25 protein-coding genes and 3 tRNA genes are annotated in these 25,125 nt (G+C 56.2%); 17 read left to right on the top strand and 11 right to left on the bottom strand.

Annotated elements, in window-relative coordinates:
• Positions 1–20 precede the first annotated feature (20 nt).
• Positions 21–809, bottom strand: coding sequence for a siderophore-iron reductase FhuF (gene fhuF / locus ACWKXT_RS18190; protein ID WP_454528413.1), 789 nt, complete (start codon positions 807–809; stop codon positions 21–23).
• 94 nt (positions 810–903) lie between these two features.
• Complete coding sequence (locus ACWKXT_RS18185) at positions 904–1,968, bottom strand: GGDEF domain-containing protein (RefSeq protein ID WP_454528412.1); 1,065 nt, start codon at positions 1,966–1,968, stop codon at positions 904–906.
• A gap of 217 nt (positions 1,969–2,185) precedes the next feature.
• On the opposite strand from ACWKXT_RS18185, the gene ACWKXT_RS18180 reads away from it, so the two are divergent.
• Complete coding sequence (locus ACWKXT_RS18180) at positions 2,186–2,455, top strand: DUF1435 domain-containing protein (RefSeq protein WP_454528411.1); 270 nt, start codon at positions 2,186–2,188, stop codon at positions 2,453–2,455.
• Between the two features lie 40 nt (positions 2,456–2,495).
• On the opposite strand, the gene ACWKXT_RS18175 is transcribed toward ACWKXT_RS18180, so the two are convergent.
• From ACWKXT_RS18175 to rsmC, 4 genes are all read right to left on the bottom strand, one after another.
• Positions 2,496–2,582, bottom strand: a tRNA-Leu gene (locus ACWKXT_RS18175).
• Positions 2,583–2,616: 34 nt separating this feature from the next.
• Positions 2,617–2,703 (bottom strand) — tRNA-Leu (locus tag ACWKXT_RS18170).
• A 28-nt stretch (positions 2,704–2,731) separates the two neighbouring features.
• Positions 2,732–2,818, bottom strand: a tRNA-Leu gene (locus tag ACWKXT_RS18165).
• Positions 2,819–2,992: 174 nt separating this feature from the next.
• A complete protein-coding gene (gene rsmC / locus ACWKXT_RS18160; protein ID WP_454533061.1) occupies positions 2,993–4,021 on the bottom strand; it encodes a 16S rRNA (guanine(1207)-N(2))-methyltransferase RsmC in 1,029 nt (342 codons plus the stop codon).
• A 102-nt stretch (positions 4,022–4,123) separates the two neighbouring features.
• On the opposite strand from rsmC, the gene ACWKXT_RS18155 reads away from it, so the two are divergent.
• The 8 genes from ACWKXT_RS18155 (at position 4,124) to ACWKXT_RS18120 (ending at position 10,486) form a co-directional block, all read left to right on the top strand.
• A complete protein-coding gene (locus tag ACWKXT_RS18155; RefSeq protein WP_174341088.1) occupies positions 4,124–4,537 on the top strand; it encodes a DNA polymerase III subunit psi in 414 nt (137 codons plus the stop codon).
• Entirely contained in the window at positions 4,506–4,949 is a 444-nt protein-coding gene (gene rimI / locus ACWKXT_RS18150) for a ribosomal protein S18-alanine N-acetyltransferase (RefSeq protein ID WP_454533060.1), read from the top strand. Before ACWKXT_RS18155 ends, rimI begins: the two co-directional genes overlap by 32 nt.
• A gap of 18 nt (positions 4,950–4,967) precedes the next feature.
• Positions 4,968–5,645 carry a pyrimidine 5'-nucleotidase gene (gene yjjG, locus ACWKXT_RS18145; RefSeq protein ID WP_454533059.1) on the top strand — a complete coding sequence of 226 codons (678 nt, stop codon included), beginning with the start codon at positions 4,968–4,970 and terminating at the stop codon, positions 5,643–5,645.
• Positions 5,646–5,737: 92 nt separating this feature from the next.
• Positions 5,738–7,327 carry a peptide chain release factor 3 gene (prfC, locus tag ACWKXT_RS18140; protein ID WP_454533058.1) on the top strand — a complete coding sequence of 530 codons (1,590 nt, stop codon included), beginning with the start codon at positions 5,738–5,740 and terminating at the stop codon, positions 7,325–7,327.
• Between the two features lie 300 nt (positions 7,328–7,627).
• The gene (osmY, locus tag ACWKXT_RS18135) at positions 7,628–8,245 is read left to right on the top strand and encodes a molecular chaperone OsmY (protein ID WP_346807336.1); all 618 of its coding nucleotides are present in this window, start codon (positions 7,628–7,630) and stop codon (positions 8,243–8,245) included.
• Positions 8,246–8,373: 128 nt separating this feature from the next.
• Positions 8,374–8,535 (top strand): DUF1328 domain-containing protein, encoded by a 162-nt coding sequence (locus ACWKXT_RS18130; protein WP_003856556.1) that lies wholly within the window; start codon positions 8,374–8,376, stop codon positions 8,533–8,535.
• Between the two features lie 119 nt (positions 8,536–8,654).
• The gene (locus ACWKXT_RS18125) at positions 8,655–9,707 is read left to right on the top strand and encodes a patatin-like phospholipase family protein (RefSeq protein WP_454533057.1); all 1,053 of its coding nucleotides are present in this window, start codon (positions 8,655–8,657) and stop codon (positions 9,705–9,707) included.
• Positions 9,704–10,486, top strand: a complete 783-nt coding sequence (locus ACWKXT_RS18120) for a TatD family hydrolase (RefSeq protein WP_454528405.1) — start codon at positions 9,704–9,706, stop codon at positions 10,484–10,486. Before ACWKXT_RS18125 ends, ACWKXT_RS18120 begins: the two co-directional genes overlap by 4 nt.
• Here the strand turns inward: ACWKXT_RS18120 and ACWKXT_RS18115 are convergent.
• Complete coding sequence (locus ACWKXT_RS18115; RefSeq protein ID WP_454533056.1) at positions 10,481–11,341, bottom strand: YjjW family glycine radical enzyme activase; 861 nt, start codon at positions 11,339–11,341, stop codon at positions 10,481–10,483. The two genes, ACWKXT_RS18120 and ACWKXT_RS18115, sit on opposite strands and share 6 nt — an antisense overlap.
• Positions 11,316–12,851, bottom strand: a complete 1,536-nt coding sequence (locus ACWKXT_RS18110) for a YjjI family glycine radical enzyme (protein WP_454533055.1) — start codon at positions 12,849–12,851, stop codon at positions 11,316–11,318. Before ACWKXT_RS18110 ends, ACWKXT_RS18115 begins: the two co-directional genes overlap by 26 nt.
• A gap of 262 nt (positions 12,852–13,113) precedes the next feature.
• Here ACWKXT_RS18110 and deoC point away from each other — a divergent pair, with 262 nt between their 5' ends.
• The 4 genes from deoC to deoD all read left to right on the top strand — a co-directional run bounded on the left by deoC (position 13,114) and on the right by deoD (position 17,411).
• Entirely contained in the window at positions 13,114–13,893 is a 780-nt protein-coding gene (deoC, locus tag ACWKXT_RS18105) for a deoxyribose-phosphate aldolase (RefSeq protein WP_333046232.1), read from the top strand.
• Between the two features lie 109 nt (positions 13,894–14,002).
• A complete protein-coding gene (deoA, locus tag ACWKXT_RS18100; RefSeq protein ID WP_454528402.1) occupies positions 14,003–15,325 on the top strand; it encodes a thymidine phosphorylase in 1,323 nt (440 codons plus the stop codon).
• A gap of 53 nt (positions 15,326–15,378) precedes the next feature.
• On the top strand, positions 15,379–16,602 hold the full coding sequence (gene deoB / locus ACWKXT_RS18095; RefSeq protein WP_028015441.1) for a phosphopentomutase: 1,224 nt from the start codon (positions 15,379–15,381) through the stop codon (positions 16,600–16,602).
• Between the two features lie 89 nt (positions 16,603–16,691).
• The gene (gene deoD, locus ACWKXT_RS18090; protein WP_003856538.1) at positions 16,692–17,411 is read left to right on the top strand and encodes a purine-nucleoside phosphorylase; all 720 of its coding nucleotides are present in this window, start codon (positions 16,692–16,694) and stop codon (positions 17,409–17,411) included.
• An 85-nt stretch (positions 17,412–17,496) separates the two neighbouring features.
• On the opposite strand, the gene lplA is transcribed toward deoD, so the two are convergent.
• Both lplA and ACWKXT_RS18080 read right to left on the bottom strand, forming a co-directional pair.
• Positions 17,497–18,513, bottom strand: coding sequence for a lipoate--protein ligase LplA (lplA, locus tag ACWKXT_RS18085; RefSeq protein WP_454533054.1), 1,017 nt, complete (start codon positions 18,511–18,513; stop codon positions 17,497–17,499).
• A gap of 39 nt (positions 18,514–18,552) precedes the next feature.
• Positions 18,553–19,197 (bottom strand): YtjB family periplasmic protein, encoded by a 645-nt coding sequence (locus tag ACWKXT_RS18080; protein WP_454528400.1) that lies wholly within the window; start codon positions 19,195–19,197, stop codon positions 18,553–18,555.
• A 117-nt stretch (positions 19,198–19,314) separates the two neighbouring features.
• On the opposite strand from ACWKXT_RS18080, the gene serB reads away from it, so the two are divergent.
• The 3 genes from serB to nadR are packed head-to-tail and all read left to right on the top strand — an operon-like array spanning position 19,315 to position 22,948.
• A complete protein-coding gene (gene serB / locus ACWKXT_RS18075; protein WP_080328981.1) occupies positions 19,315–20,283 on the top strand; it encodes a phosphoserine phosphatase in 969 nt (322 codons plus the stop codon).
• Between the two features lie 11 nt (positions 20,284–20,294).
• Positions 20,295–21,680, top strand: coding sequence for a DNA repair protein RadA (gene radA, locus ACWKXT_RS18070; protein ID WP_003856523.1), 1,386 nt, complete (start codon positions 20,295–20,297; stop codon positions 21,678–21,680).
• A gap of 35 nt (positions 21,681–21,715) precedes the next feature.
• Positions 21,716–22,948 (top strand): multifunctional transcriptional regulator/nicotinamide-nucleotide adenylyltransferase/ribosylnicotinamide kinase NadR, encoded by a 1,233-nt coding sequence (gene nadR / locus ACWKXT_RS18065; protein ID WP_133293750.1) that lies wholly within the window; start codon positions 21,716–21,718, stop codon positions 22,946–22,948.
• Positions 22,949–23,058: 110 nt separating this feature from the next.
• On the opposite strand, the gene ACWKXT_RS18060 is transcribed toward nadR, so the two are convergent.
• Entirely contained in the window at positions 23,059–24,060 is a 1,002-nt protein-coding gene (locus tag ACWKXT_RS18060) for a zinc-binding alcohol dehydrogenase family protein (protein WP_454533053.1), read from the bottom strand.
• Positions 24,061–24,168: 108 nt separating this feature from the next.
• Here ACWKXT_RS18060 and ACWKXT_RS18055 point away from each other — a divergent pair, with 108 nt between their 5' ends.
• Positions 24,169–25,068, top strand: a complete 900-nt coding sequence (locus tag ACWKXT_RS18055; RefSeq protein ID WP_454533052.1) for a LysR family transcriptional regulator — start codon at positions 24,169–24,171, stop codon at positions 25,066–25,068.
• Positions 25,069–25,125: the final 57 nt, after the last annotated feature.

Below are 25,125 nucleotides of genomic sequence, written 5' to 3'. Positions count from 1 at the left end.
GGGCATCAGGCCGGGCCCGACTACTTCAGCGTGCAATCCCCGCACTGCTTAACGTCCGGCAGGCGATAGCGCTGGCAGCAGGTGCGACGCACCAGAAGCCCGTCCCGGAGCACAACGGTGCGGAATAACGGGTTATCGCGGCCATCGGAAAGCTGTTTGGCAAAGAAACAGGACTGACGCAGAGCCTCCACTTTCTCATCGCCGAGCAGCGGTTTCATTTCCGTTAAATACCAGTGAATTAAATACCCGGTATTACTCCAGATAAGCTTCCCGTTGATCTCTCCCGTCGCTTCTAGAGCATCCACCACCGGAATCAGTGCCTGAGTAATAAGTTGCTCTAAACGCTCCTGTGCAGAGAGCTCCCCGGCACCGCGAACTTCGTGCAGATCGATCCAGAAACAGGCTGCCCGGCCAGTTTCGTGGAACTCGACGTGAAAATGATCCGGCGAGAGCGCCAGCATGCTTTTTTGGGTTAATACCGCCAGCATGAGTGGGGGAACCATCAGCCCGATATACCATTGCGCCCAGAGAGAGAGCAGGGGTTTATTTTCCCGCGTAAGCGTTGGCTGATTGCGATAAATGTGATCGGAATAGGTGGCAAGCAGTGACTGCAGTTTAGATGGTTGTTGCCACTCTGAGAGCGTCATGGCGTGATGCGGGGGCACTTCATCAAGCCTGATAAAGTCCAGCAGATGCGCGCGCGTTTCCGCAATCTTATCCCGTATGGCATCCGCAAGCGACGCATTCCCGCTGGTGAGAGGTGTTCGCCAGAGGAGTGGTTCAACGATGTGTGCGGTTTGCGTTGCCATAGTTGAGATAGGAATCTAAATGATAATGATTGCCAATCCTAACTATTGCTCATTCCAATGGCAAGACTTTTGTCCAGATTAACCGCTCACGTGCTTAAGCGGTTTGCAGCTCTTCACTCAGCAGTATGTTATTGCGCCCCAGATGCTTTGCTTCGTAAAGGGCTCTGTCCGCTTTTTCCAGCGCACCTTCCACATCTTCATTCTCGAAAATAGCAATACCGATGCTGATGGTGACATTGGTCGCCACGCTTTCGTTAAACAAGTGTGGGATTTTTAAATCGTATACTTTCTGACGGATCCGCTCTGCCGTCAGCCGGGCGTGTTCAAGTGAAATATTCGTCAGCAGCACCATAAATTCTTCCCCGCCAAAACGCGCCACAATATCCCGCGAACGGACGGCATCACGAATGGCTGCAGAAACGCGTTTCAATGCCTGATCGCCCATCATATGGCCGTAGTGGTCGTTATAGGCTTTGAAGTGATCGATATCCATCAGCAGAACAAAATGTTCGCCGTTTTCCACCGCCGGCAGGTTCTCCAGACGACTTTGCAGGCCGCGACGATTATAAAGCCCGGTTAGCGGATCCATCATGCTGAGATCGGTGAGGGTTTCCCGTTCTTCAAGCAGGCGGGAGAGCAGCTCCTGGGCGAAGCGATCGTTGCGCCTTTGCAAAATGTTATGAATAGCAACTGCCACCACAGGAAGTGCGAAATAATAGGTCATTCTCAGCCATATGTCTGGGGTGCTTAACCACAGGCAGACAATAAAGGCGGGGAGCGAGTGCAGCGTAAATGCTTTGATATTACTGGCGAATGCCAGCGTTCCGATAAAAAGCACCGTTAATAGCGCGATGATCAAATACGTCGCCTGGTCGTGGGTAATTAGCGAAAATTTCGAGTCAATTTGCCATGCCCATAAAATACCGAATATCCCTGAAACGACAGGAATATTTATCTTTCGCGCGCGCTTTCTCCAGTGCCAGACGAACAGGCCCGTACTGATGGCGAAAATAGCCATCAGAGGAACAGAAAACACGCGTAGAGAATAGAGCGGGTTTGTTACCGAGAACACGGCGGAAGTTGCGTTCAGAAATAAAAATAAACGTAACGATAATTGATATTTTCTTTGAACCAAAGACCGCCAGGAGTGTGATGTCATAGTCGTGCGTTTTTATTAAAATTTAATTAAAACAGATAAATAAGTGTTGTTTCGCAATAAGTTATGCAAAAAACTCAAAGAGTAATTATAAGAAAAGCTTTATGTGAAGTTAACAGGTGGGCAATTTATCACCTTAGGGTATTCCTGTCATTCTACATAAAGGCAAAGGGCGATCTTTTTTTGATTCATCGCGCTGACAGATGATAATTTTTATCATATGATAGTGTTTATCATTATCGTTATGAAAGGGCGATGCATGTTGAACAGGGCGCTGGGAAGTGCATGGGGAGTATTGCTGCCGGGCGTAATCCTTGGCGGTTTGATGTTTGCCGATCTTTCCATCGAAAGCTGGAAGGCTATCATTGTGTCAGGGTTGCTGATGACGTCAGGCATGATCTGGCATAAGCAACTACGTCACTATGTGTTACTGCCATCATGTGTCGCATTGGTCAGTGCAATTCTGGTGATAACGATGAGTGTGAAATAACCGGGAAAAAGGACGTACTAAAGAGGGGAGGTAAGATAATTGGTGCGAGGGGGGGGACTCGAACCCCCACATCCGTAAGGACACTAACACCTGAAGCTAGCGCGTCTACCAATTCCGCCACCTTCGCACAGTCATCTTACTATTTTTTGATATCGCCTCGTTGGTGCGAGGGGGGGGACTCGAACCCCCACATCCGTAAGGACACTAACACCTGAAGCTAGCGCGTCTACCAATTCCGCCACCTTCGCCCAGTGCGAGCAATATCAACGTGATTTATGGTGCGAGGGGGGGGACTCGAACCCCCACATCCGTAAGGACACTAACACCTGAAGCTAGCGCGTCTACCAATTCCGCCACCTTCGCATACCATCGATACTGTAAAAGTATCGTAACCACGGAGGCGCATTCTAGATGTTTTCAGCATTACGTCAACAGAAAAGTGCGCGCCTTTTATTGATTGCTGCAAAAATGGCCGGAATTGAGACGCCTGCTTGCCGGATGGCGCTGGCGCTTATCCGGCCTGGATTGCATGGCGAATTATTTCTTTGCCTGACGCGTCATCACGGTGCGGTAGACCTTAAAGCGGCCTGTCTGAGCGATGACTTCGTGGAAGCCGAAAGTTTCGTCCAGCACTTTCGGGTACGCGAGGAAGGCGTTCGCGACGATGCGCAGCTCGCCGCCGCTGTTCAGGTGACGAACGGCTCCGCGGATCAGCGTTTGCGCGGCTTCCAGGCTGGTCTCCATGCCGTCATGGAACGGCGGGTTAGAGATGATCATGTCAAAGCGACCGGTAACGTCAGAGAAGACGTTGCTGGCAATCACGTCGCCTTCAATGCCGTTTGCCGCAAGCGTTGCGCGGCTGGCTTCTACCGCCGGTGCGCTGACGTCACACAGGGTTAAGCGGACTTTTGGAGAATGGCTGGCAAGCACCGTTGAGAGCACGCCTGCGCCACAGCCCACGTCCAGCACCTTGCCCTTGGTGTGCGGCGTCAGGGTGGAGAGCAGCAGCTTGCTGCCCGTATCCAGCGCGTCACGGCTGAACACGCCCGGCAGGGTTTTGATGGTCAGACCGTCAAGCTGGTACTCGTCCCAGTAAGTCTGCGCATCAAAGGTTGTCTGTTTTTCCAGACGGCCATGGTAAAGACCACAGCGGCGGGCGCTGTCGACTTTATTCAGCGGCGCGTAACCTTCCAGCATCTGTTCAGCGCTGCGCACGCCGCTGCGGTTCTCGCCCACCACGAAAATATCGCAGCCGACCGGCAGCAGGGAGAGCAGATTCATCAGCTGGAACTGGGCTTCCGGCTTGTTCTTCGGCCAGTAGTAGATCAGCGTATCGCAGTCCGCAATGTCGCTCTGCTCCGCCACCAGGCTAAAGCGCGCGCGCTCGCCCATCTGGCGGCTCAGCACCTGCCAGTGGTGGTAGTATTGGGTATGGGCACGGCTTTCAGCACAGTCGAAACGCGCAGGCAGGTCATCCTGCATATCTCCGGCAAACAGAATACGGCTTTCTTCGAAATCATCACTGTGACGCAGCAAGACTTCACTTGCCGGGGTAAATGCAGACATGAATTGTTCCTCAATAAACTCAGGCGGGGATTATAGTAGGTAGATGGCGCACTTTCGACACATTTGCTATATTTGCGCGCCTGAGAGACAGGAGTTATCCCTATGACATCCCGACGAGACTGGCAGTTGCAGCAACTGGGCATCACCCAGTGGGCCTTGCGTCGCCCGACGGCGTTGCAGGGCGAGATCGCCATCTCCATCCCTGCGCACGTACGCCTGGTGATGGTGGCGGAAGAACTGCCTGCCCTGAATGAACCCCTTATCGGCGATGTCCTTCGCAGCCTGAAGCTGACGGCCGACGAGGTTTTACAGCTGACGCCGGAACGTGTCGCGATGCTCCCTCCCGAAAGCCGCTGTAACAGCTGGCGCATTGGGGAGATAAACGATATGCCTCTCCAGGGGAGCCAGATCTGCTCGCCAGCGCTGGACGAACTGAAAGCCAATCCAAAGGCGCGCAGCGCGCTATGGCAACAAATCTGCGAATATGAACACGATTTCTTCCCTCACGACGTCTGACCTGACCGCAGCGTTCGCGATTGAAACACGCGCCCACGCCTTTCCGTGGAGCGAAAAAACGTTTGCCAGCAATCAGGGCGAACGGTATCTGAACTACCGTCTGGACGTTGACGGCACCCTGGCCGCGTTCGCCATTACGCAGGTGGTTCTTGATGAAGCGACGCTGTTTAACATCGCCGTCGACCCGGCGTATCAGCGCCGTGGGCTGGGAAGGGAACTGCTCGAGCACCTCATCCGCGAGCTTGAAACCCGTGACGTTTTCACCCTGTGGCTGGAAGTGCGCGCGTCGAATGTCGCCGCCATCGCGCTCTATGAAAGCTTAGGCTTTAACGAGGCGACAGTCCGCCGTAACTACTACCCCACCGCAGAGGGACGTGAAGACGCCATCATAATGGCTCTGCCAATTGGATAACGAAAAAAGGTTGTAACGATGAAATGGGACTGGATTTTCTTTGATGCCGACGAAACGCTGTTTACGTTTGACTCGTTCGGCGGCCTACAGCGGATGTTTCTCGACTATAGCGTGACCTTCACCGCCGAAGATTTTCAGGACTATCAGGCGGTGAACAAGCCGCTGTGGGTGGATTACCAGAACGGTGCCATCACTGCGTTACAGCTTCAGCACCAGCGGTTTGACGTCTGGGCGGAGCGCTTAAACGTGAGTCCGGGTTCGCTGAACGATGCTTTTCTGAATGCGATGGCGGATATTTGCGCCCCGCTGCCGGGCGCGGTTTCTCTGCTTAATGCGTTAAAAGGCAAGGTAAAGCTTGGAATCATTACCAACGGTTTTACCGCCCTGCAGCAGATCCGCCTGGAGCGCACCGGCCTGCGCGATTATTTCGACGCGCTGGTGATCTCCGAAGAGGTGGGCGTACCGAAGCCGGACCCGCGTATTTTCGACTATGCGCTGGCGCAGGCCGGAAATCCCGACCGCGAGCGCGTCCTGATGGTGGGGGATACCGCAGAGTCTGATATTCTTGGCGGCATAAAGTCAGGTCTGTCGACCGTCTGGCTAAACGCGCATGGCCGCGTACCGCCGGAAGGCATTGAACCGACCTGGACCGTTACGTCATTGAACGAACTGGAGCAGCTCCTGTGTAAACAATGATTGCCTGCCCCCTGTTGATGGGTAAAATAGCCGCATTTTTCGTATTCCATGATGCGCGGCCTGCTGCCGCGCTTACCTAAGAAGAATTGATTATGACGTTGTCTCCTTATCTGCAAGAGGTGGCCAAACGCCGCACTTTTGCCATTATCTCGCACCCGGATGCCGGTAAAACGACCATCACCGAGAAGGTGTTGCTGTTCGGACAGGCGATCCAGACCGCGGGTACCGTTAAAGGCCGTGGCTCCAGCCAGCATGCTAAATCCGACTGGATGGAGATGGAAAAGCAGCGTGGTATTTCGATTACCACCTCCGTGATGCAGTTCCCGTATCACGACTGCCTGGTGAACCTGCTGGACACCCCGGGCCACGAAGACTTCTCCGAAGATACCTACCGTACTCTGACGGCAGTGGACTGCTGTCTGATGGTGATCGACGCCGCGAAAGGTGTAGAAGACCGTACCCGTAAGCTGATGGAAGTTACCCGTCTGCGCGATACGCCGATCCTCACCTTCATGAACAAACTCGACCGTGACATCCGCGATCCGATGGAGCTGATGGATGAAGTGGAAAACGAGCTGAAGATTGCCTGTGCGCCAATCACGTGGCCAATCGGCTGCGGTAAGCTGTTCAAAGGGGTTTATCACCTCTATAAAGACGAAACTTACCTGTACCAGACCGGTAAAGGCCACACCATTCAGGAAGTACGTATTGTGAAGGGTCTGGACAACCCGGATCTTGATGCTGCAGTTGGCGAAGAGCTGGCCGCGCAGCTGCGCGACGAGCTGGAGCTGGTGAAGGGCGCGTCTCACGAGTTCGACAAAGAGCTGTTCCTGAGCGGCGAAATTACCCCGGTCTTCTTTGGTACCGCGCTGGGTAACTTCGGCGTTGACCACATGCTGGACGGCCTGGTGGAGTGGGCGCCGCAGCCGATGCCGCGTAAAACCGACACCCGTGAAGTGGAAGCGAAGGAAGAGAAGTTCTCCGGCTTCGTCTTTAAAATTCAGGCCAATATGGACCCGAAACACCGCGACCGCGTAGCTTTCATGCGCGTGGTCTCCGGTAAATATGAAAAGGGCATGAAGCTGCGCCAGGTGCGTATCGGTAAAGACGTGGTGATTTCCGACGCGCTGACCTTTATGGCGGGCGATCGCTCTCATGTAGAAGAAGCGTATCCGGGCGACATCATTGGTCTGCATAACCACGGTACCATCCAGATCGGCGATACCTTCACCCAGGGCGAGATGATGAAGTTCACCGGTATTCCGAACTTCGCACCGGAACTGTTCCGCCGTATTCGTCTGCGCGATCCGCTGAAACAGAAACAGCTGCTGAAAGGCCTGGTTCAGCTCTCCGAAGAGGGTGCCGTGCAGGTGTTCCGCCCAATCGCCAACAACGATCTGATCGTTGGTGCGGTCGGTGTGCTGCAGTTCGACGTGGTCGTTGCGCGTCTGAAGAGCGAATACAACGTTGAAGCGATTTACGAGTCCGTAAACGTGGCGACGGCGCGCTGGGTTGAGTGTTCCGACGTGAAGAAATTCGAAGAATTTAAACGTAAGAACGAAATTCAGCTGGCGCTGGATGGCGGCGATAATCTGACCTATATCGCCCCCACAATGGTGAACCTGAACCTGACGCAGGAACGTTATCCAGACGTTCAGTTCCGCAAAACGCGCGAACACTAATCCCCTCTCAGAGCACGGCAATCGCCGTGCTCTTCTTTTATTCCTGTCTTATTAGTCCCTTGCGGAATGTTCTTAATTCACCGCAATTTCACGCTATTCGCGCGTTTTTTACCCAATTCTGAAAGCGGCATTGTGAGAGTGATCTATATTTAACTCAGTGTTTAGCACCGGGCGTGGATGAATTAACTGTTCAATGCATGTCGATTGGTTCTCCATTTCACCCGTGTGTTTATTCGCAATATATAAAACTACTAAGGAAGTATGTAGCCCGAATAACGGGTAAAACACAGGAATACATCGATGAATATGACAAGACTGAAGATTTCTAAAACTCTGCTGGCTGTAACACTGGGTAGCGTTCTGGTTAGCGGCTCCGCTCTCGCGGAAAGCAGCACCATGGATAAAGCGCAGTCCACGGCCGATACCGCAGGGCAAAAAATCGATAGCTCTATGAATAAAGTCGGTAATTTCATGGACGACAGCTCTATCACAGCAAAAGTGAAAGCCGCACTGGTGGATGATGAAGCCATCAAGAGCACCGATATTTCCGTTAAGACCGATAAGAAAGTGGTCACGCTGAGCGGCTTCGTAGAAAGCCAGGCTCAGGCCGAACAGGCTGTGAAAGTCGCTAAGGGTGTCGAAGGCGTTGCGTCCGTGAGCGATAAGCTGCACGTTCGCGACAGCAAAGACGCCTCGGTGAAAGGTTATGCCGGGGATGCGGCAACCACCAGCGAAATCAAAGCTAAACTGTTAGCAGATGACATCGTACCGTCCCGTAAGGTGAAAGTGGAAACCACCGATGGCGTGGTGCAGCTTTCCGGTACGGTTGATTCACAGGCGCAAAGTGAACGCGCCGAGTCAATTGCGAAAGCGATTGATGGTGTGAAAAGCGTTAAAAACGATCTGAAAACGAAGTAAATCTGGACCATTCGCCCGTAAGGCTTAACCCCTGCGGGCGGAATAAGAACGACTCTGGAAAAACGCCGGTGAGTGACCTGAGCGCTCACGTTTAGCGGCCGACATTAACTATGGTAAAGGAGAAGCTTATGTTTCGTTGGGGCATTATATTTCTGGTTATCGCGTTAATTGCCGCCGCATTGGGCTTTGGTGGACTGGCAGGTACAGCGGCATGGGCAGCTAAAATTGTCTTCGTTGTGGGTATTATTCTGTTCCTGGTCAGTCTGTTTACGGGTCGTAGACGTCCGTAGCAAACGCAATATTCCGTCAACAAAATAAAGCCAGTCACTGCGACTGGCTTTTTCTTATTTGCGTTACAGGTCGGGTGCGTTACTGTGGAGTGATAAATAATCAAAACAGGAAAGCAGAGGTGGGGCAACGAATTCCCGTTACGCTCGGCAATATTGCGCCGCTGACGTTAAAACCGTTTCGCGCGGGTCAACTCGCACTGGTCTGTGAGGGGGGCGGGCAGCGCGGCATTTTTACCGCTGGCGTGCTGGATGAATTTATGCGCGCGCAGTTCAACCCGTTTGACCTCTACTTTGGCACGTCCGCCGGGGCGCAGAATCTCTCTGCCTATGTCTGTAACCAGCCCGGCTACGCGCGAAAAGTGATTATGCGCTACACCACGGCGAAAGAATTTTTTAACCCGGTGCGCTTTGTGCGCGGCGGGAACCTGATCGATCTCGACTGGCTGCTGGAGTCGACCTCCAGTCAGATGCCGCTGGCCATGGATACTGCCGCCCGTCTGTTTGATAGTGGCAAAGAATTCTGGATGTGCGCCAGCCGGGGGGATGACTATTCTCCAGGCTATTTCTCTCCGCAGAAGGAGAACTGGCTGGACATCATCCGCGCCTCCAGCGCCATTCCCGGTTTTTATCGTACCGGCGCGCTGCTGGACGGCATCAGCTATCTGGACGGGGGGATCAGCGACGCGGTGCCGGTGCAGGAAGCCGCGCGACGCGGGGCGAAAACCATCGTGGTGATCCGTACCGTGCCGTCGCAAATGTATTACACGCCGCAGTGGTTTAAACGGATGGAGCGCTGGCTGGGCGACAGCAGCCTGCAGCCGCTGGTGAATATTGCGAAGCAGCATGAAACCACCTACGGCGCGATGCAGCGTTTCATTGATAAGCCGCCGGGTAAGTTACGTATTTTCGAAATCTATCCGCCTAAGCCGTTAGTCAGCATGGCGCTGGGCAGTCGCGTCCCTGCGCTGCGCATGGATTATAAAACGGGGCGGCTGTGCGGGCGTTACTTCCTGGCGACGGTCGGAAAAATGCTGGCCGAGCAGCCGCCGCTTCATCGGCATAAGCGGATTATTACGCCACCCGCAGTTGTCGCCAATGACGCCCTGACGATGCCGCTGGTGGATATTCCGCAGGCGAATGATGCTTTACTGGATAACGAGGATCTGGCGTGACGCACCGCTTTATTGATACCCACTGCCACTTTGATTTCCCGCCGTTTACCGGGGATGAAGCACAAAGCATTGCGAAAGCTGCCGAAGCAGGCGTGCAGGCCATTATTGTGCCGTCCGTCGAAGCGGCCTATTTTTCCCGCGTGCTGGATCTTTCCACACAACACCCTGCGCTTTATGCCGCGCTCGGTCTGCATCCGATTGTGATTGAGCGCCATCATGATGAGCATCTTGAACAGCTGGATCAGGTGCTGCAAAGCGCCGGAGACAAACTTGTCGCCATCGGTGAGATCGGGCTCGATCTCTATCGTGAAGATCCGCAGTTTGAACGCCAGCAGACGATCCTCGACGCGCAGCTTCGGCTGGCGAAGCGTCACGATCTGCCGGTGATCCTCCACTCCCGACGCACCCATGACAAACTGGCGATGCACCTGAAGCGCATTGACCTGCCGCGCAGGGGCGTTGTGCACGGTTTCGCCGGTAGCCTGCAGCAGGCGCAGCGTTTTATTGAGCTGGGCTACAAAATTGGCGTCGGTGGCACCATCACCTATCCGCGTGCCAGTAAAACCCGCGACGTGATGGCGCAGCTGCCCCTGTCGGCGTTGTTACTGGAAACGGATGCACCCGATATGCCGCTGAATGGTTTTCAGGGCCAGCCGAATCGCCCGGAACAGGCGGCACGCGTTTTTGATGTGCTGTGCGAACTGCGTCAGGAACCTGAAGAGGTCATTGCCAGTGCGCTGCTGGAAAATACCCGCGCCGTATTTGGCATCACGCTATAGATAAAGCGCAGGGCGGATTACCCTTATCTTCTGTTTTTCCAGCGCCAATGCCAGCGGCTCAATATCCTCCGGCGTGGCGCTGCGCCATGATGCCGCTTCCCCGTAAACCCCGTGGGCATGAAACGCGTTAATACGCACCGGAACATTTCCCAGCCCGTGGATGAACGTTATCAACGGTTTGAGATGTTCCAGATAATCACACTGTTCCGGGATGACCAGCAAGCGGAGCTCCGTCAAACGGTGACGGTCTGCCAGCCAGCGGATGCTCTCCTTAATCTGCGGGTTTTCGCGCCCGGTCAGGAAACGGTGATGCTCATTCCCCCATGCTTTGAGATCCAGCATTGCGCCATCGAGCACCGGCAGCAATTTTTGCCAGCCGGTTTCGCTTAGCAGACCGTTGCTGTCTACCAGGCAGGTGAGGCGGCACAGGGCGGGATCGGCTTTGATCGCGGTGAACAGGGCGATCAAAAACGGCAATTGCGTTGTGGCTTCGCCGCCGCTCACGGTGATCCCTTCGATAAAGGGCGCGGATTTACGGACCTGGATGAGGATATCGTCCACGCTCAGGCGGTGCGCCATGGGCGTTGCCCTCTGCTGGCAAAGGTGCAGGCAGGTGTCGCACTGCTGGCAGTGACTCTCCTGCCACCAGACGCGTCCGGCCTGAATGGTCAGCGCGTCGTGCGGGCAGTGGGGTACGCAGTCTCCACAGTCGTTGCAGCGGCCGATCGTCCACGGGTTGTGGCAGGTTTTGCAGCGCAGATTGCAGCCCTGCAGGAACAGCGCCAGGCGGCTGCCCGGCCCGTCCACGCAGGAAAAAGGAATGACCTGACTAACTAAAGCGCATCTGCTGTTCATGGCTTATCACGCGCGGCTGACGTTCCAGAATGCGGGTATTGCGCGCGGCCTCTTCCCCCAGCCACGTGGTGTTTGTTCTTGAACCCGCTTCCCGGTATTTCTCCAGATCCGACAAGCGAACCATATAGCCAGTCACGCGCACCAGATCGTTACCCGCCACGTTCGCGGTGAACTCACGCATACCGGCCCTGAATGCCCCCAGGCAAAGCTGGACCACCGCCTGAGGATTGCGTTTAACCGTCTCCTCCAGGGTGAGAATATCGCTGATTCCGGAGTGATAGTATTTGTGATGCGGCGCAACGGCCAGTAGATGGCTGACGGGATCCGGCTCGTCACCGTACGGCAGACGCGCCCCCGGCGTGGTGCCCGAATCGGAGCTGATGCCTGACTGGGCGTGCAGCATCGCGCGTTTTTTCCAGCCGTGTTTTACCGGTGCGTTTTCCACAAACGCCGCCAGCTGCCCGCTGATGCGGTAGCCCAGCGCGTTAGCCTGCTCGTCTTTCCCGTAACGGCCTTCAATGCCCTCCTTTTCACAGAGTGCATTCACCGCTTCCGCCAGACCATACATGCCAAACATCGGCACAAACCGATCGGCATCAATCAGCCCCTCTTTCACCAGGAAGCTATTCTCAAAGAAGCCGGATTGCTGATACAGAAAATCACAGCGGGAATCGATGATGGCGATTTGCTGCTGGCAGTAGTGCGGAAGCGTGCGGGTGAAGAATTCGTCAACCGATGCGCTGTGTTCGGCAATGGCCTTGAGGTTAAGGCGCACCAGGGTGCTGCCACCGCCCGCCAGCGGCAGTGAGTTGTAGCAGCTCACCACGCCATAGCGGCCTTTTGTGAAAATTTTATCATTCACTGGGCCATTTGAAATATGCGGCTTGCTGCATTCGCAGATGTTTTTTGCCACCTCAAGCAGCAAATCGTCCGGGGTGATATCAGGATCGTAGATAAAGGTCAGATTGGGCGCAACCTGCTTCAGTTCAGCATCTGCACGCAAAATGGCACGGGTGACAGGGCCGTCTGCCGGGCCAATATTGGCGTGCATAAAGGCATCCGGCAGGGTTCTGTCGAGATAGCGCCAGAAACGTTTTATTCGGCTATCGATTTCTTCTTGTGTTAGAATTCTAACATACGAACTCAGTATCGCATCAAGCTGCCCCAGATAGACCGGCTTGGATGTGACGGACGGAACATGGTGGTAGAGAATGGTTAACATCGAGAGGGCGTCATCAAGATCTTTCGCGCCTTCCAGCTCCAGCCACTCTGAACCGTTAGCCAGGAATTTTTCATAATCCGGTAGCACGTAGCGCGGTTTGTAGGGCGCGTGGCCTTCGAACATGTCGCAGATAAACCCCTCGTCCAGCGCGGCGCGGGCCGCCTCTGGCAGAGCGGGATAGGGCAGATAATTTTCCGCTTCCAGTGCCAGAAAATGACGTTTTTGCTCCGGGGTTAACACCGGGCTTGTCACAATGTGCTGGCAACGTTGTTGCAGGGCGTCGGGCATGTTCACTTCCTTGAGGGTTCTGCGGATGGTGAGTGAATTGTAGGAAGCCAGCCTGCCGGCGCTTTTGATCCGACAGGGGGTATCGCTGCTTTAGTCAGCAATTTGCACGCTAAAGTTTGAAGAAGATCTCATTACAGTAATGCAAATTTGTACGCAGTTTTCATTAACTGTGATGAATGTCGAAGTGTGGATGCGGGTGAATGTTAGAATACTCACAGACCCGCAAGGTAAAATTTATACGGCACTGCCGTTGGAGAATGTTATGACCGATTTAACTGCAAGCAGCCTGCGCGCGTTGAAACTGATGGACCTGACCACCCTGAACGATGACGACACCAATGAGAAAGTCATCGCCCTGTGCCATCAGGCGAAAACGCCAGTGGGTAACACCGCCGCCGTCTGTATCTACCCGCGCTTTATCCCGATTGCCCGCAAAACGTTGAAAGAGCAGGGCACGCCGGACGTGCGCATTGCCACCGTCACTAACTTCCCGCACGGCAACGACGATATCGAGATCGCGCTGGCGGAAACCCGTGCGGCGATTGCTTACGGCGCAGACGAAGTTGACGTGGTGTTCCCGTACCGCGCGCTGATCGCCGGCAACGAGCAGGTCGGTTTTGACCTGGTGAAAGCCTGTAAAGACGCGTGTGCGGCGGCAAACGTGCTGCTTAAAGTGATCATCGAAACTGGCGAGCTGAAAGAAGAGGCGATGATTCGTAAAGCGTCCGAAATCTCCATCAAAGCCGGTGCGGATTTCATCAAAACCTCTACCGGTAAAGTGCCGGTCAACGCTACTCCGGAAAGCGCGCGCATCATGATGGAAGTTATCCGTGATATGGGCGTGTCCAAAACCGTTGGCTTCAAACCTGCGGGCGGCGTACGTACCGCGGAAGATGCGCAGCAGTTCCTGGCGATTGCCGACGAGCTGTTTGGCGCCGACTGGGCCGATTCCCGCCACTACCGCTTCGGCGCGTCCAGCCTGCTGGCCAGCCTGCTGAAAGCACTGGGTCACGGCGACGGTAAGAGCGCAAGCAGCTACTGATTGCCAGACAATGCCGGATGACGCTTCGCTTATCCGGCCTACAGGATCGCAGGGCGGGTAAGCGTCGCGCCACCCGCCACAATTCCCTCGATTCCGCATGGAGGTTACCGTGTTTCTCGCACAAGAAATTATTCGTAAAAAACGTGATGGTCATGCATTAAGCGACGAAGAAATTCGCTTTTTCATCAACGGCATTCGTGATAACACCGTCTCTGAAGGGCAGATTGCGGCTCTGGCGATGACCATCTTCTTCCACGATATGTCGATGCCTGAGCGCGTGTCGCTGACCATGGCGATGCGAGATTCAGGAACCGTTCTGGACTGGAAAAGCCTCAACCTCAACGGCCCAATCGTTGACAAACACTCCACCGGCGGCGTGGGTGACGTAACCTCCCTGATGCTTGGCCCCATGGTGGCAGCCTGCGGCGGTTACATCCCGATGATTTCCGGGCGCGGCCTGGGCCACACCGGCGGTACGCTCGACAAACTGGAAGCCATTCCGGGCTTCGATATCTTCCCGGATGACAACCGCTTCCGCGACATTATTAAAGACGTTGGCGTGGCGATTATCGGCCAGACCAGCTCTCTTGCGCCGGCAGACAAGCGTTTCTACGCGACGCGTGACATTACCGCGACCGTTGACTCCATCCCGCTGATCACCGCCTCTATCCTGGCGAAGAAACTGGCAGAAGGTCTGGACGCGCTGGTGATGGACGTGAAAGTGGGCAGCGGCGCGTTTATGCCGACCTATGAACTCTCTGAGGCGCTGGCCGAAGCGATTGTTGGCGTCTCCAACGGCGCGGGCGTGCGCACCACCGCACTGCTGACGGACATGAACCAGGTGCTGGCCTCCAGCGCCGGTAACGCGGTCGAAGTCCGCGAAGCCGTGCAGTTCCTTACGGGCGAATACCGCAACCCGCGCCTGTTCGACGTCACCATGGCGCTATGCGTGGAGATGCTGATCTCCGGCAAGCTCGCCAAAGACGATGCCGACGCCCGCGCGAAGCTGCAGGCGGTACTGGACAACGGCAAAGCGGCGGAGATCTTCGGCCGCATGGTGGCGGCTCAGAAAGGCCCGACCGACTTCGTCGAAAACTACGCGAAATACCTGCCGACCGCGATGCTCAGCAAAGCCGTTTATGCGGATGGCGAAGGTTTTGTCTCGGCAATGGACACCCGCGCGCTCGGCATGGCTGTCGTGTCTATGGGCGGCGGTCGCCGTCAGGCATCGGACACCATTGATTACAGCGTCGGCTTTACCGATATGGCCCGTCTGGGCGACAGCGTTGACGGCCAACGTCCGCTGGCGGTGATCCACGCCAAAGACGAAGCCAGCTGGCAGGATGCGGCGAAAGCGGTGAAAGCGGCAATATCTCTTGACGATAAAGCACCGGAAACCACACCGACGGTCTATCGTCGTATCACCGAATAGCGGTATACTGATTTGATCGCATTTTTATGAAGCACTAAGTACGGAGAACAATTATGAAACGTGCATTTATTATGGTGCTGGACTCATTCGGCATCGGCGCAACCGAAGATGCAGAACGTTTTGGTGACGTGGGTTCCGATACCATGGGTCACATCGCGGAAGCCTGTGCAAAAGGCGAAGCGGACAACGGTCGTAAAGGCCCTCTGACTCTACCTAACCTGACCCGCCTCGGGCTGGTAAAAGCGCATGAAGGTTCTACCGGTAAAATTGCAGCCGGTATGGACGGCAACGCGGAAGTGGTGGGCGCCTACGCATGGGCGCACGAGCTCTCTTCCGGGAAAGACACCCCGTCTGGTCACTGGGAAATCGCTGGCGTGCCGGTTCTGTTTGACTGGGGCTACTTCTCCGATCACGAGAACAGCTTCCCGCAGGAGCTGCTGGATAAGCTGGTGAAGCGTGCCAACCTGCCGGGCTACCTCGGTAACTGCCACTCTTCAGGTACCGTGATTCTGGATCAGCTCGGCGAAGAGCACATGAAAACCGGCAAGCCGATCTTCTACACCTCTGCTGACTCCGTGTTCCAGATTGCCTGCCACGAAGAGACCTTTGGCCTGGATAAACTCTACGAGCTGTGCGAAATCGCCCGTGAAGAGCTGACCGAAGGTGGCTACAATATTGGCCGCGTGATCGCGCGTCCGTTTATCGGCGACAAGGCGGGTAACTTCCAGCGTACCGGTAACCGTCACGACCTGGCCGTTGAGCCACCGGCACCGACCGTGCTGCAGAAGCTGGTTGACGAGAAAGGCGGCCACGTGGTGTCCGTGGGTAAAATCGCGGACATTTACGCCAACTGCGGCATCACCAAAAAAGTGAAAGCCACCGGTCTGGATGCGCTGTTCGATGCCACCATCAAAGAGATGAAAGAAGCGGGCGATAAGACCATTGTCTTCACCAACTTCGTGGACTTCGACTCCTCCTGGGGCCACCGTCGCGACGTCGCAGGCTACGCGGCCGGTCTGGAGCTGTTTGACCGCCGTCTGCCAGAGCTGATGGAGCTGGTGGGGGAAGATGACATTCTGATCCTGACTGCGGACCACGGCTGTGACCCAACCTGGACCGGTACCGACCACACCCGTGAGCACATTCCGGTGCTGGTGTATGGCCCGAAAGTGAAGCCGGGCTCGCTCGGTCACCGTGAAACCTTCGCGGACATCGGCCAGACTATCGCGAAATATTTTGGTACGTCTGACATGGAATATGGCAAGGCTATGTTCTGAATCAAGTTGGGTGCGGTCTGATGCCCTCACCCCGGCCCTCTTCCACAGGGAGAGGGTGAAAAGAATAAACAATGTAAAAGGAACTGAAGATGGCAACTCCTCACATTAATGCAGAAATGGGTGATTTCGCTGACGTCGTATTGATGCCGGGCGACCCGCTGCGCGCGAAGCACATTGCAGAAACTTTCCTGGAAGACGTGCGTGAAGTGAACAACGTTCGCGGCATGCTGGGCTTCACCGGTACCTATAAAGGCCGCAAAATCTCCGTCATGGGCCACGGTATGGGTATCCCATCCTGCTCCATCTACACCAAAGAGCTGATCACCGATTTCGGCGTGAAGAAAATCATCCGCGTGGGCTCCTGCGGCGCGGTGCGTATGGACGTTAAGCTGCGTGACGTAGTAATCGGCATGGGCGCGTGCACCGACTCTAAAGTTAACCGCATCCGCTTTAAAGATCATGACTTTGCGGCCATCGCTGACTTTGACATGGTGCGTAACGCGGTTGACGCGGCAAAAGCGCTGGGCGTTGACGCGCGCGTGGGCAACCTGTTCTCTGCCGATCTGTTCTACTCGCCAGAAGGCGACATGTTCGACGTGATGGAAAAATATGGCATCCTGGGCGTTGAAATGGAAGCGGCGGGTATCTACGGCGTTGCGGCTGAGTTTGGTGCAAAAGCGCTGACTATCTGCACCGTGTCCGACCATATCCGTACCCACGAGCAGACCACAGCTGCCGAGCGTCAGACAACCTTCAACGACATGATCAAAATCGCGCTGGAATCCGTATTGCTGGGCGATAAAGAGTAAGAGCTGTTGTGCCGGGTGGCGGCTTCGCCTGACCCGGCCTACGGTTTTCCAGGCCCGCTAAGCTGAGCGCCAGCGGGCTTTTTTATTAGCGTACTGCCTGCGCAATCCATGCCGATAACTCCCGCAACTCTTGTTCCTGTTCCGGAAAATCAACAAGTAACGCGTCACACTCCTGCTGCAGCATATCCGCCCGATACAAACAGCCCTGCAAACGAGCCGCCAGCGCTTCTAACGGTGCCGGATTAAGACTATCCGTAAATACCTGGGTACGAGAGATATGGCCTTTCTCGACGTCAAAGTGCAGCTCCACGCCGCCCCAGGTAAAACGCTCATCCAGCAGATGGGAAAACGCAGGCGCCTGGCCGAAGTTCCACTCCCAGCTGCTCTGGCGGGCGAAGGTTTCGGCGAAGTTGGGCAGGTCCGGAGTTTTGTCAGGAGAGATCACTTCTGCTTCCACGCGCTCGCCGTAGTGTGCAAAGAACGCGTCACGGATCGCATCGCAAATCTGCTCGTGCGTAATCCCCGGCAGCAGTTCTACCAGATTCGCTACGCGCCCACGCACGGAGGTAATCCCTTTAGCCTGGAGCTTTTTCTTATCAGGATTCAGGTAGTTCGCCAGACGGCTCAGGTCAGCGTTCAGCAACAGGGTGCCGTGGTGGAAACCGCGATCCATCGTTTCGCGGTAGGCGGAGCCTGACACTTTCCGGTCGCCCTCGGGGGTTTTCACTACCAGATCGTTACGTCCGGAGGCTTCTGCCGTCACGCCCAGAGAATTCAGTGCGTTAAGTACAATAGCGGTCGAGATGGATTTGTCGTATTCCGGTTTGCCCGCCATAAAGGTAAAGCAGGTATTGCCGAGATCGTGGAACACCGCACCGCCGCCGCTGCTGCGGCGAGCCAGACGGACGTTGTCCTCTTCCATGCGCCGCGTATTGCACTCTTTCCACGGGTTTTGCGCGCGGCCAATGACCACTGTATCGGCATTACGCCAGAGAAACAGCACGCGCTGGGTGGCGGGCATCTGGCGGAAGATGCACTCTTCCACCGCGAGATTAAACCAGGGATCGTAAGAGTCAGAGATAAGCAGGCGTAGCGTCGTCATGGCAGAGTTCCTTTTCCATATCTTTCGCCTACTTTATCACTATTCCTTCTTCTCGCTCTCTTCGTCTTCGGGAACCGACTTGCTGGCGGTCAACAGGAACGGTGACTGCTGCCAGCGGGTGCGCTTGCCCTGGAGCAACGTGCGCGCCAGCACAACGCCAATGGCCAGCGAGAGTAACAGCATCAGGCGCAGAATATTGGTGGTGTTATCCACCTGCTTGGCTTCGGTTGGCAGGGTGTGGGTATCCAGCGTCAGGCGCAGATACCCCAGCGGGCCGTTTTTACCCTGAACAGGTTCGACAATCTGCTGGTTGAAATAGCCTCCGGCTTTTTTACCGTCCAGCGCCAGCCTGTCACGCACGTCGACGTGCTCACCGGCGCGGGCAATCAGGTCGCCTTTTTCATCGTATACGCCCGCATCCAGGATGCGGCTGTTCTCGGTGAGCTGACGCAAGACCTGGCTTATCCGCTTATCGTCCGGCGTTTCATTGCGCATCAGGGGCGCAACGTTGAGCGTCACCTGCCGCGCCAGCGTACGGGCCAGTTCTTCAAACTGCGGGTTGCGCTGCCGCTGATGGTTCTGGCTAAACCACGATGCCCCTTGCATCAATGCAACTAACAGTGCGAGACAGATCAGGACAATCACGGCGCGATGAAGCCGGAATTTCAGTTTTGCGCGAGCCATATTCCACCTGCTGAAAATTTAGGGCTTAATGTTGCCAGAAGTGATGGTTACAGGGTAGCCTCATGCGTTATTTTCCCTCTGGAACCTTCCGGCGCGAACGAATTTACAGGAGCTTTAATGCCGAACATTACCTGGTGTGACCTGCCAACGGATGTCTCTTTATGGCCAGGATTGCCGCTCTCGTTAAGTGGCGATGAGGTGATGCCTCTGGATTACCACGCTGGCCGTAGCGGCTGGCTGCTGTACGGACGCGGCCTGGATAAGCAACGCCTGACCCAGTATCAAACCAAACTGGGCGCGGCCATGGTCATCGTTGCCGCCTGGTGCGTGGAAGATTACCAGGTTATCCGCCTGGCGGGCTCCCTGACGCAGCGCGCAACGCGTCTGGCGCATGACGCCGGGCTGGACGTCGCGCCTCTCGGCAAAATTCCGCACCTGAAAACGCCGGGTCTGCTGGTGATGGACATGGACTCCACCGCCATTCAAATCGAGTGTATTGACGAGATTGCTAAACTGGCAGGCAGCGGCGAGCTGGTAGCGGAAGTCACCGAGCGCGCGATGCGCGGCGAGCTGGACTTCACCGCCAGCCTGCGCCAGCGCGTGGCGACCCTGAAGGGGGCAGATGCCAACATCCTGCGCCAGGTGCGCGACGTGCTGCCGCTGATGCCGGGGCTGACGCAGCTGGTACTAAAGCTGCAGTCTCTCGGCTGGAAAGTGGCGATCGCCTCCGGCGGCTTCACCTTCTTCGCGGATTATCTGCGGGAAAAACTGCATCTGACAACCGTGGTGGCCAACGAGCTGGAGATCATGGACGGCAAGCTGACCGGCCAGGTGATCGGCGATATCGTGGATGCCCAGTACAAAGCCAATACGCTGACGCGTCTTGCGGAAAAGTATGAGATTCCGGTCGAGCAGACCGTCGCCATTGGTGATGGCGCGAACGATCTGCCGATGATCAAAGTGGCTGGCCTTGGTATTGCTTACCATGCCAAACCAAAAGTGAATGAAAAGACGGAAGTCACTATCCGTCACGCTGACCTGATGGGGGTGTTCTGCATTCTCTCCGGCAGCCTTAATCAGAAATAACGAGGTAAACCGTGGCGAAAGCTCCAAAACGCGCATTTGTCTGCAATGAATGTGGTGCGGATTATCCGCGCTGGCAGGGGCAATGCAGCGCCTGTCATGCCTGGAACACCATCACCGAAGTGCGTGGTGTGGCGGCTTCGCCGAGCGTGGCCCGCAATGAACGGCTGAGCGGCTATGCAGGCAATGCAGGCGTGTCGAAGGTCCAAAAACTTTCGGATATCAGCCTTGAGGCGCTGCCGCGCTTCTCAACCGGCTTCAAAGAGTTTGACCGCGTACTCGGCGGCGGCGTGGTGCCGGGCAGTGCGATCCTGATCGGCGGTAACCCTGGGGCGGGGAAATCGACCCTGCTGCTGCAAACGCTGTGCAAACTCGCCGAACAGATGAAAACCCTGTACGTCACGGGCGAAGAGTCACTCCAGCAGGTGGCGATGCGCGCGCACCGCCTCGGTCTGCCGACCGGCAACCTGAATATGCTGTCGGAAACCAGCATCGAGCAGATCTGCATGATCGCCGAAGAAGAGCAGCCGAAGCTGATGGTGATCGACTCCATTCAGGTGATGCACATGGCGGACATTCAGTCCTCGCCGGGCAGCGTGGCGCAGGTGCGTGAAACGGCAGCCTACCTGACGCGCTTCGCTAAAACGCGCGGCGTGGCGATAGTGATGGTCGGCCACGTGACCAAAGACGGCTCGCTGGCGGGGCCGAAGGTGCTTGAACACTGTATCGACTGCTCCGTGATGCTGGACGGCGATGCGGATTCCCGCTTCCGCACCCTGCGCAGCCACAAGAACCGCTTTGGCGCGGTGAATGAGCTGGGCGTCTTTGCCATGACCGAACAGGGGCTGCGCGAAGTCAGTAACCCGTCGGCCATCTTCCTGAGCCGTGGCGATGAGATCACCTCCGGCAGCTCGGTGATGGTGCTGTGGGAAGGCACGCGCCCGCTGCTGGTTGAAATTCAGGCGCTGGTGGATCACTCGATGATGGGCAACCCGCGGCGCGTGGCGGTCGGTCTGGAACAGAACCGCCTGGCGATCCTGCTGGCGGTGCTGCACCGTCACGGCGGTCTGCAAATGGCGGATCAGGATGTTTTCGTCAACGTGGTCGGCGGCGTCAAAGTCACAGAGACCAGCGCGGACCTGGCGCTGCTGCTGGCGATGGTCTCCAGCCTGCGTGACAGACCGCTGCCGCAGGATCTGGTGGTGTTTGGTGAAGTGGGCCTGGCCGGGGAAATCCGCCCGGTGCCGAGCGGCCAGGAGCGTATCTCCGAGGCAGCAAAACACGGTTTCCGCCGGGCTATCGTTCCGGCCGCCAACGTGCCGAAAAAAATCCCGGAAGGGATGCAGGTCTTTGGCGTTAAAAAACTCGCAGATGCGTTAAATGTCTTTGACGACTTATAATTACGTATTCGATTTTGCAGGAGGCACCGTAATTTATGTCATCATTTGACTACATCAAGACCGCGATCCGCCAGAAGGGCTGCACGCTGCAGCAGGTCGCGGACGCCAGCGGTATGACCAAAGGCTACCTGAGCCAGTTGCTGAACGCCAAAATCAAAAGCCCCAGCGCGCAGAAGCTTGAAGCGCTGCACCGCTTTCTGGGGCTGGAGTTCCCGCGGATGCAAAAGAACATCGGGGTGGTGTTCGGCAAGTTTTACCCGCTGCATACCGGGCATATCTATCTCATCCAGCGCGCCTGTAGCCAGGTGGACGAGTTGCACATCATTATGGGCTACGACGAAACGCGCGATCGCCAGCTGTTTGAAGACAGCGCCATGTCGCAGCAGCCCACCGTGCCTGACCGCCTGCGGTGGCTGCTCCAGACCTTTAAGTACCAGAAAAACATTCGCATTCATGCCTTTAACGAAGAGGGCATGGAGCCGTATCCGCACGGCTGGGACGTGTGGAGCAACGGCATCAAAGCGTTTATGGAAGAGAAGGGCATTACGCCTAACTGGATCTACACCTCTGAAGAGTCCGATGCGCCGCAGTTCCGCGAGCATCTGGGCATCGAAACGGTGCTGATCGATCCGAAACGCACCTTCATGAACATCAGCGGGGCGCAGATCCGCGAGAACCCGTTCCGCTACTGGGATTACATTCCGACTGAAGTGAAGCCGTTCTTCGTGCGCACCGTGGCTATTCTGGGCGGCGAGTCGAGCGGCAAATCAACGCTGGTCAACAAGCTGGCGAATATCTTCAATACCACCAGCGCATGGGAGTACGGACGCGATTACGTCTTCTCGCACCTGGGCGGCGACGAGATGGCGTTGCAGTATTCCGACTACGATAAAATCGCGCTCGGGCATGCCCAGTACATTGATTTCGCGGTGAAATACGCTAACAAAGTGGCGTTTATTGATACCGATTTCGTCACCACGCAGGCGTTTTGCAAGAAGTACGAGGGGCGCGAGCACCCGTTCGTGCAGGCGCTGATTGACGAATACCGCTTTGACCTGGTGATCCTGCTGGAAAACAACACCCCATGGGTGGCCGACGGCATGCGCAGCCTTGGCAGCTCCGTGGACAGGCGGGAATTCCAGTCCATGCTGGTGGAGATGCTCAACGAAAACAACGTTGAGTTTGTCCATGTTGAAGAGTCGGACTACGACTCCCGCTTCCTGCGCTGCGTCGAGCTGGTGAAGGAGATGATGGGGGAGCAGGGTTAAATCACTGCCCCCTCACCCTGACCCTCTCCCCAGAGGGGAGAGGGGATCGCACGGAGCTGTCTTTACCCTCTCCCCAGAGGGGAGAGGGCAGGGTGAGGGGAACAAACCACTCAATACTCAACCACCACCTTCCCGCGCATATGCCCCTCCAGCACCTTACGGTGCGCTTCGGTAATGCTTTCCACGCTCAGCCCGTGCAGCGTTTCGCTGAGCGAGCTTTCCACCACGCCGTTATCCACCAGCTTCGCCACCTCATTTAAGATCTCACCCTGACGCGCCATATCAGCCGTCTTGTACATGCTGCGGGTGTACATAAACTCCCAGTGCAGGGCGGCGGATTTGGACTTCAGCTTGTCCTGGTTCAGCGGATGCGCATTCTCAACGATAGAACAGATATGCCCCTGCGGCGCAATCAGTTCGCTGACCGCATCCCAGTGCCCGTCGGTGTCGTTGAGGATGAAAATGTAATCCACAAAGGTGAGCCCCTGTTTCGCCAGCTCGCCTTTCAGGTCGCGGTAGTTGACGACGACGTCAGCCCCGCGATCGCGACACCACCGGGCAGAATCTTCTCGTGAAGCGGTTGCGATAATCTTCACCTTGCTGTTGTGCTTAGCAAACGGGATCGCCAGCGAGCCCACGCCGCCTGCGCCGCCGATGATCAGCAGCGTTTTGTCCGCGTCGGCATCCTGGATGTTCAGCCTTTCAAACAGGCCTTCCCACGCGGTAAGCGCGGTTAAGGGTAGTGCAGCGGCTGCCGCCCAGCCGAGGCTGGCAGGCTTGTGACCAACAATGCGCGCATCGATCAGCTGATGCGTGGTATTGCTACCCGGGCGGGTGATGTCGCCTGCATACCAGACCTCGTCACCCGGTTTGAATCCGGTGACGCCAGCGCCAACGGCTTTGACGATCCCGCTGGCATCCCACCCGAGAATGCGCGGCTCGTTCAGCCCGTTCTTAGCAATGCCTGCGTGGACTTTGGTATCGACCGGGTTAACGGAGACGGCTTTCACCTCCACCAGCAGATCGTGCTCGCCGGGCTGAGGCATCGGCGGGGTGATTTCAATAAAGCTGGACGGATTTTCTGGATTAACGGCGATGGCTTTCACTGACATGGTGTGCTCCTCAATGACATGCGTTTTGTTGAGGCTAGTCTATTAAGTGGTCAGCTGCGTGATAAGATGGACAATCAAGAACTCAGCGTTCGTACAGGGTGAACAATCATGTTTAAACAGCTGCAGGATATGGCGCTGTTTGCGCTGGTGGCAGAGATGGGCAGCTTTACCGCGGCGGCGCAGAAAGCCGAACTGCCGAAATCCAGCGTCAGCCAGCGAATTAGCCAGCTGGAGCAGCAGGTGGGGATCCGTCTGCTTAACCGCACCACGCGCAGGATCAGCCTGACGTTTGCGGGCGAGCACTATCTGGTGCACTGTCGCGAAATGCTGGCGGCCAGCGAGCGCGCGGAGTATGCCATCCAGCGGCTGCGCGAAAACCCGAGCGGGCGGCTGCGGATCACCTGTCCGGCGGGAATTGGTGCGACGCTGCTGGCGCATATGAATGCCGAGTTTCAGCTTCGCTATCCTGATGTGTCGCTGGATGTGTCGATCTCTGACGACGTGGTGGATCTGGTCGAGTCCGGCTTTGACGTGGCGCTGCGCACCGGCAAGCCGCAGGACTCCTCCCTGATTGGCAGGATGATCGGGCACTGTCCACGCTACATGCTGGCCTCGCCGGACTATCTGGCGCGTCGGGCGCCGCTAACGCATCCCCGTCAGCTGGTGGAGCACCGCAGCATTACGCACAGAGCCTGGTCGGAGTGGCTTTTGCGAAGCGAAAGCGAGGATTACCGCTACCTGCCGGATAACGCGCACATGACCGATAATCTGGTATACGCCCGTGAGTGTGCAATTGCCGGTGCGGGGATCACGCTATTACCCGCGTTTCTGCTGGAGGATAAGATCGATAAGGGTGCGCTGGTGAAGGTGCTGCCGGAATGGAGCGTTGAAGGCAACGATCTCTGGCTGGCGTATCCGAGCCGGAAGCTGAATTCGCCCGCGCTGATGAGCTATATCGAGTTTGCGATGCAGTTTGATGAGGTGAAGCGGTACTACGTGGGTGGGTGATTTTGTGCGGCCTGATGCCCTCACCCTGGCCCTCTCCCAAAGGGAGAGGGTACAAAC

The organism is Enterobacter sp. UPMP701 (assembly GCF_053709515.1).
Note: the sequence above shows the minus strand (reverse complement) of the source record. Positions and strands in the feature narration are given on the sequence as shown.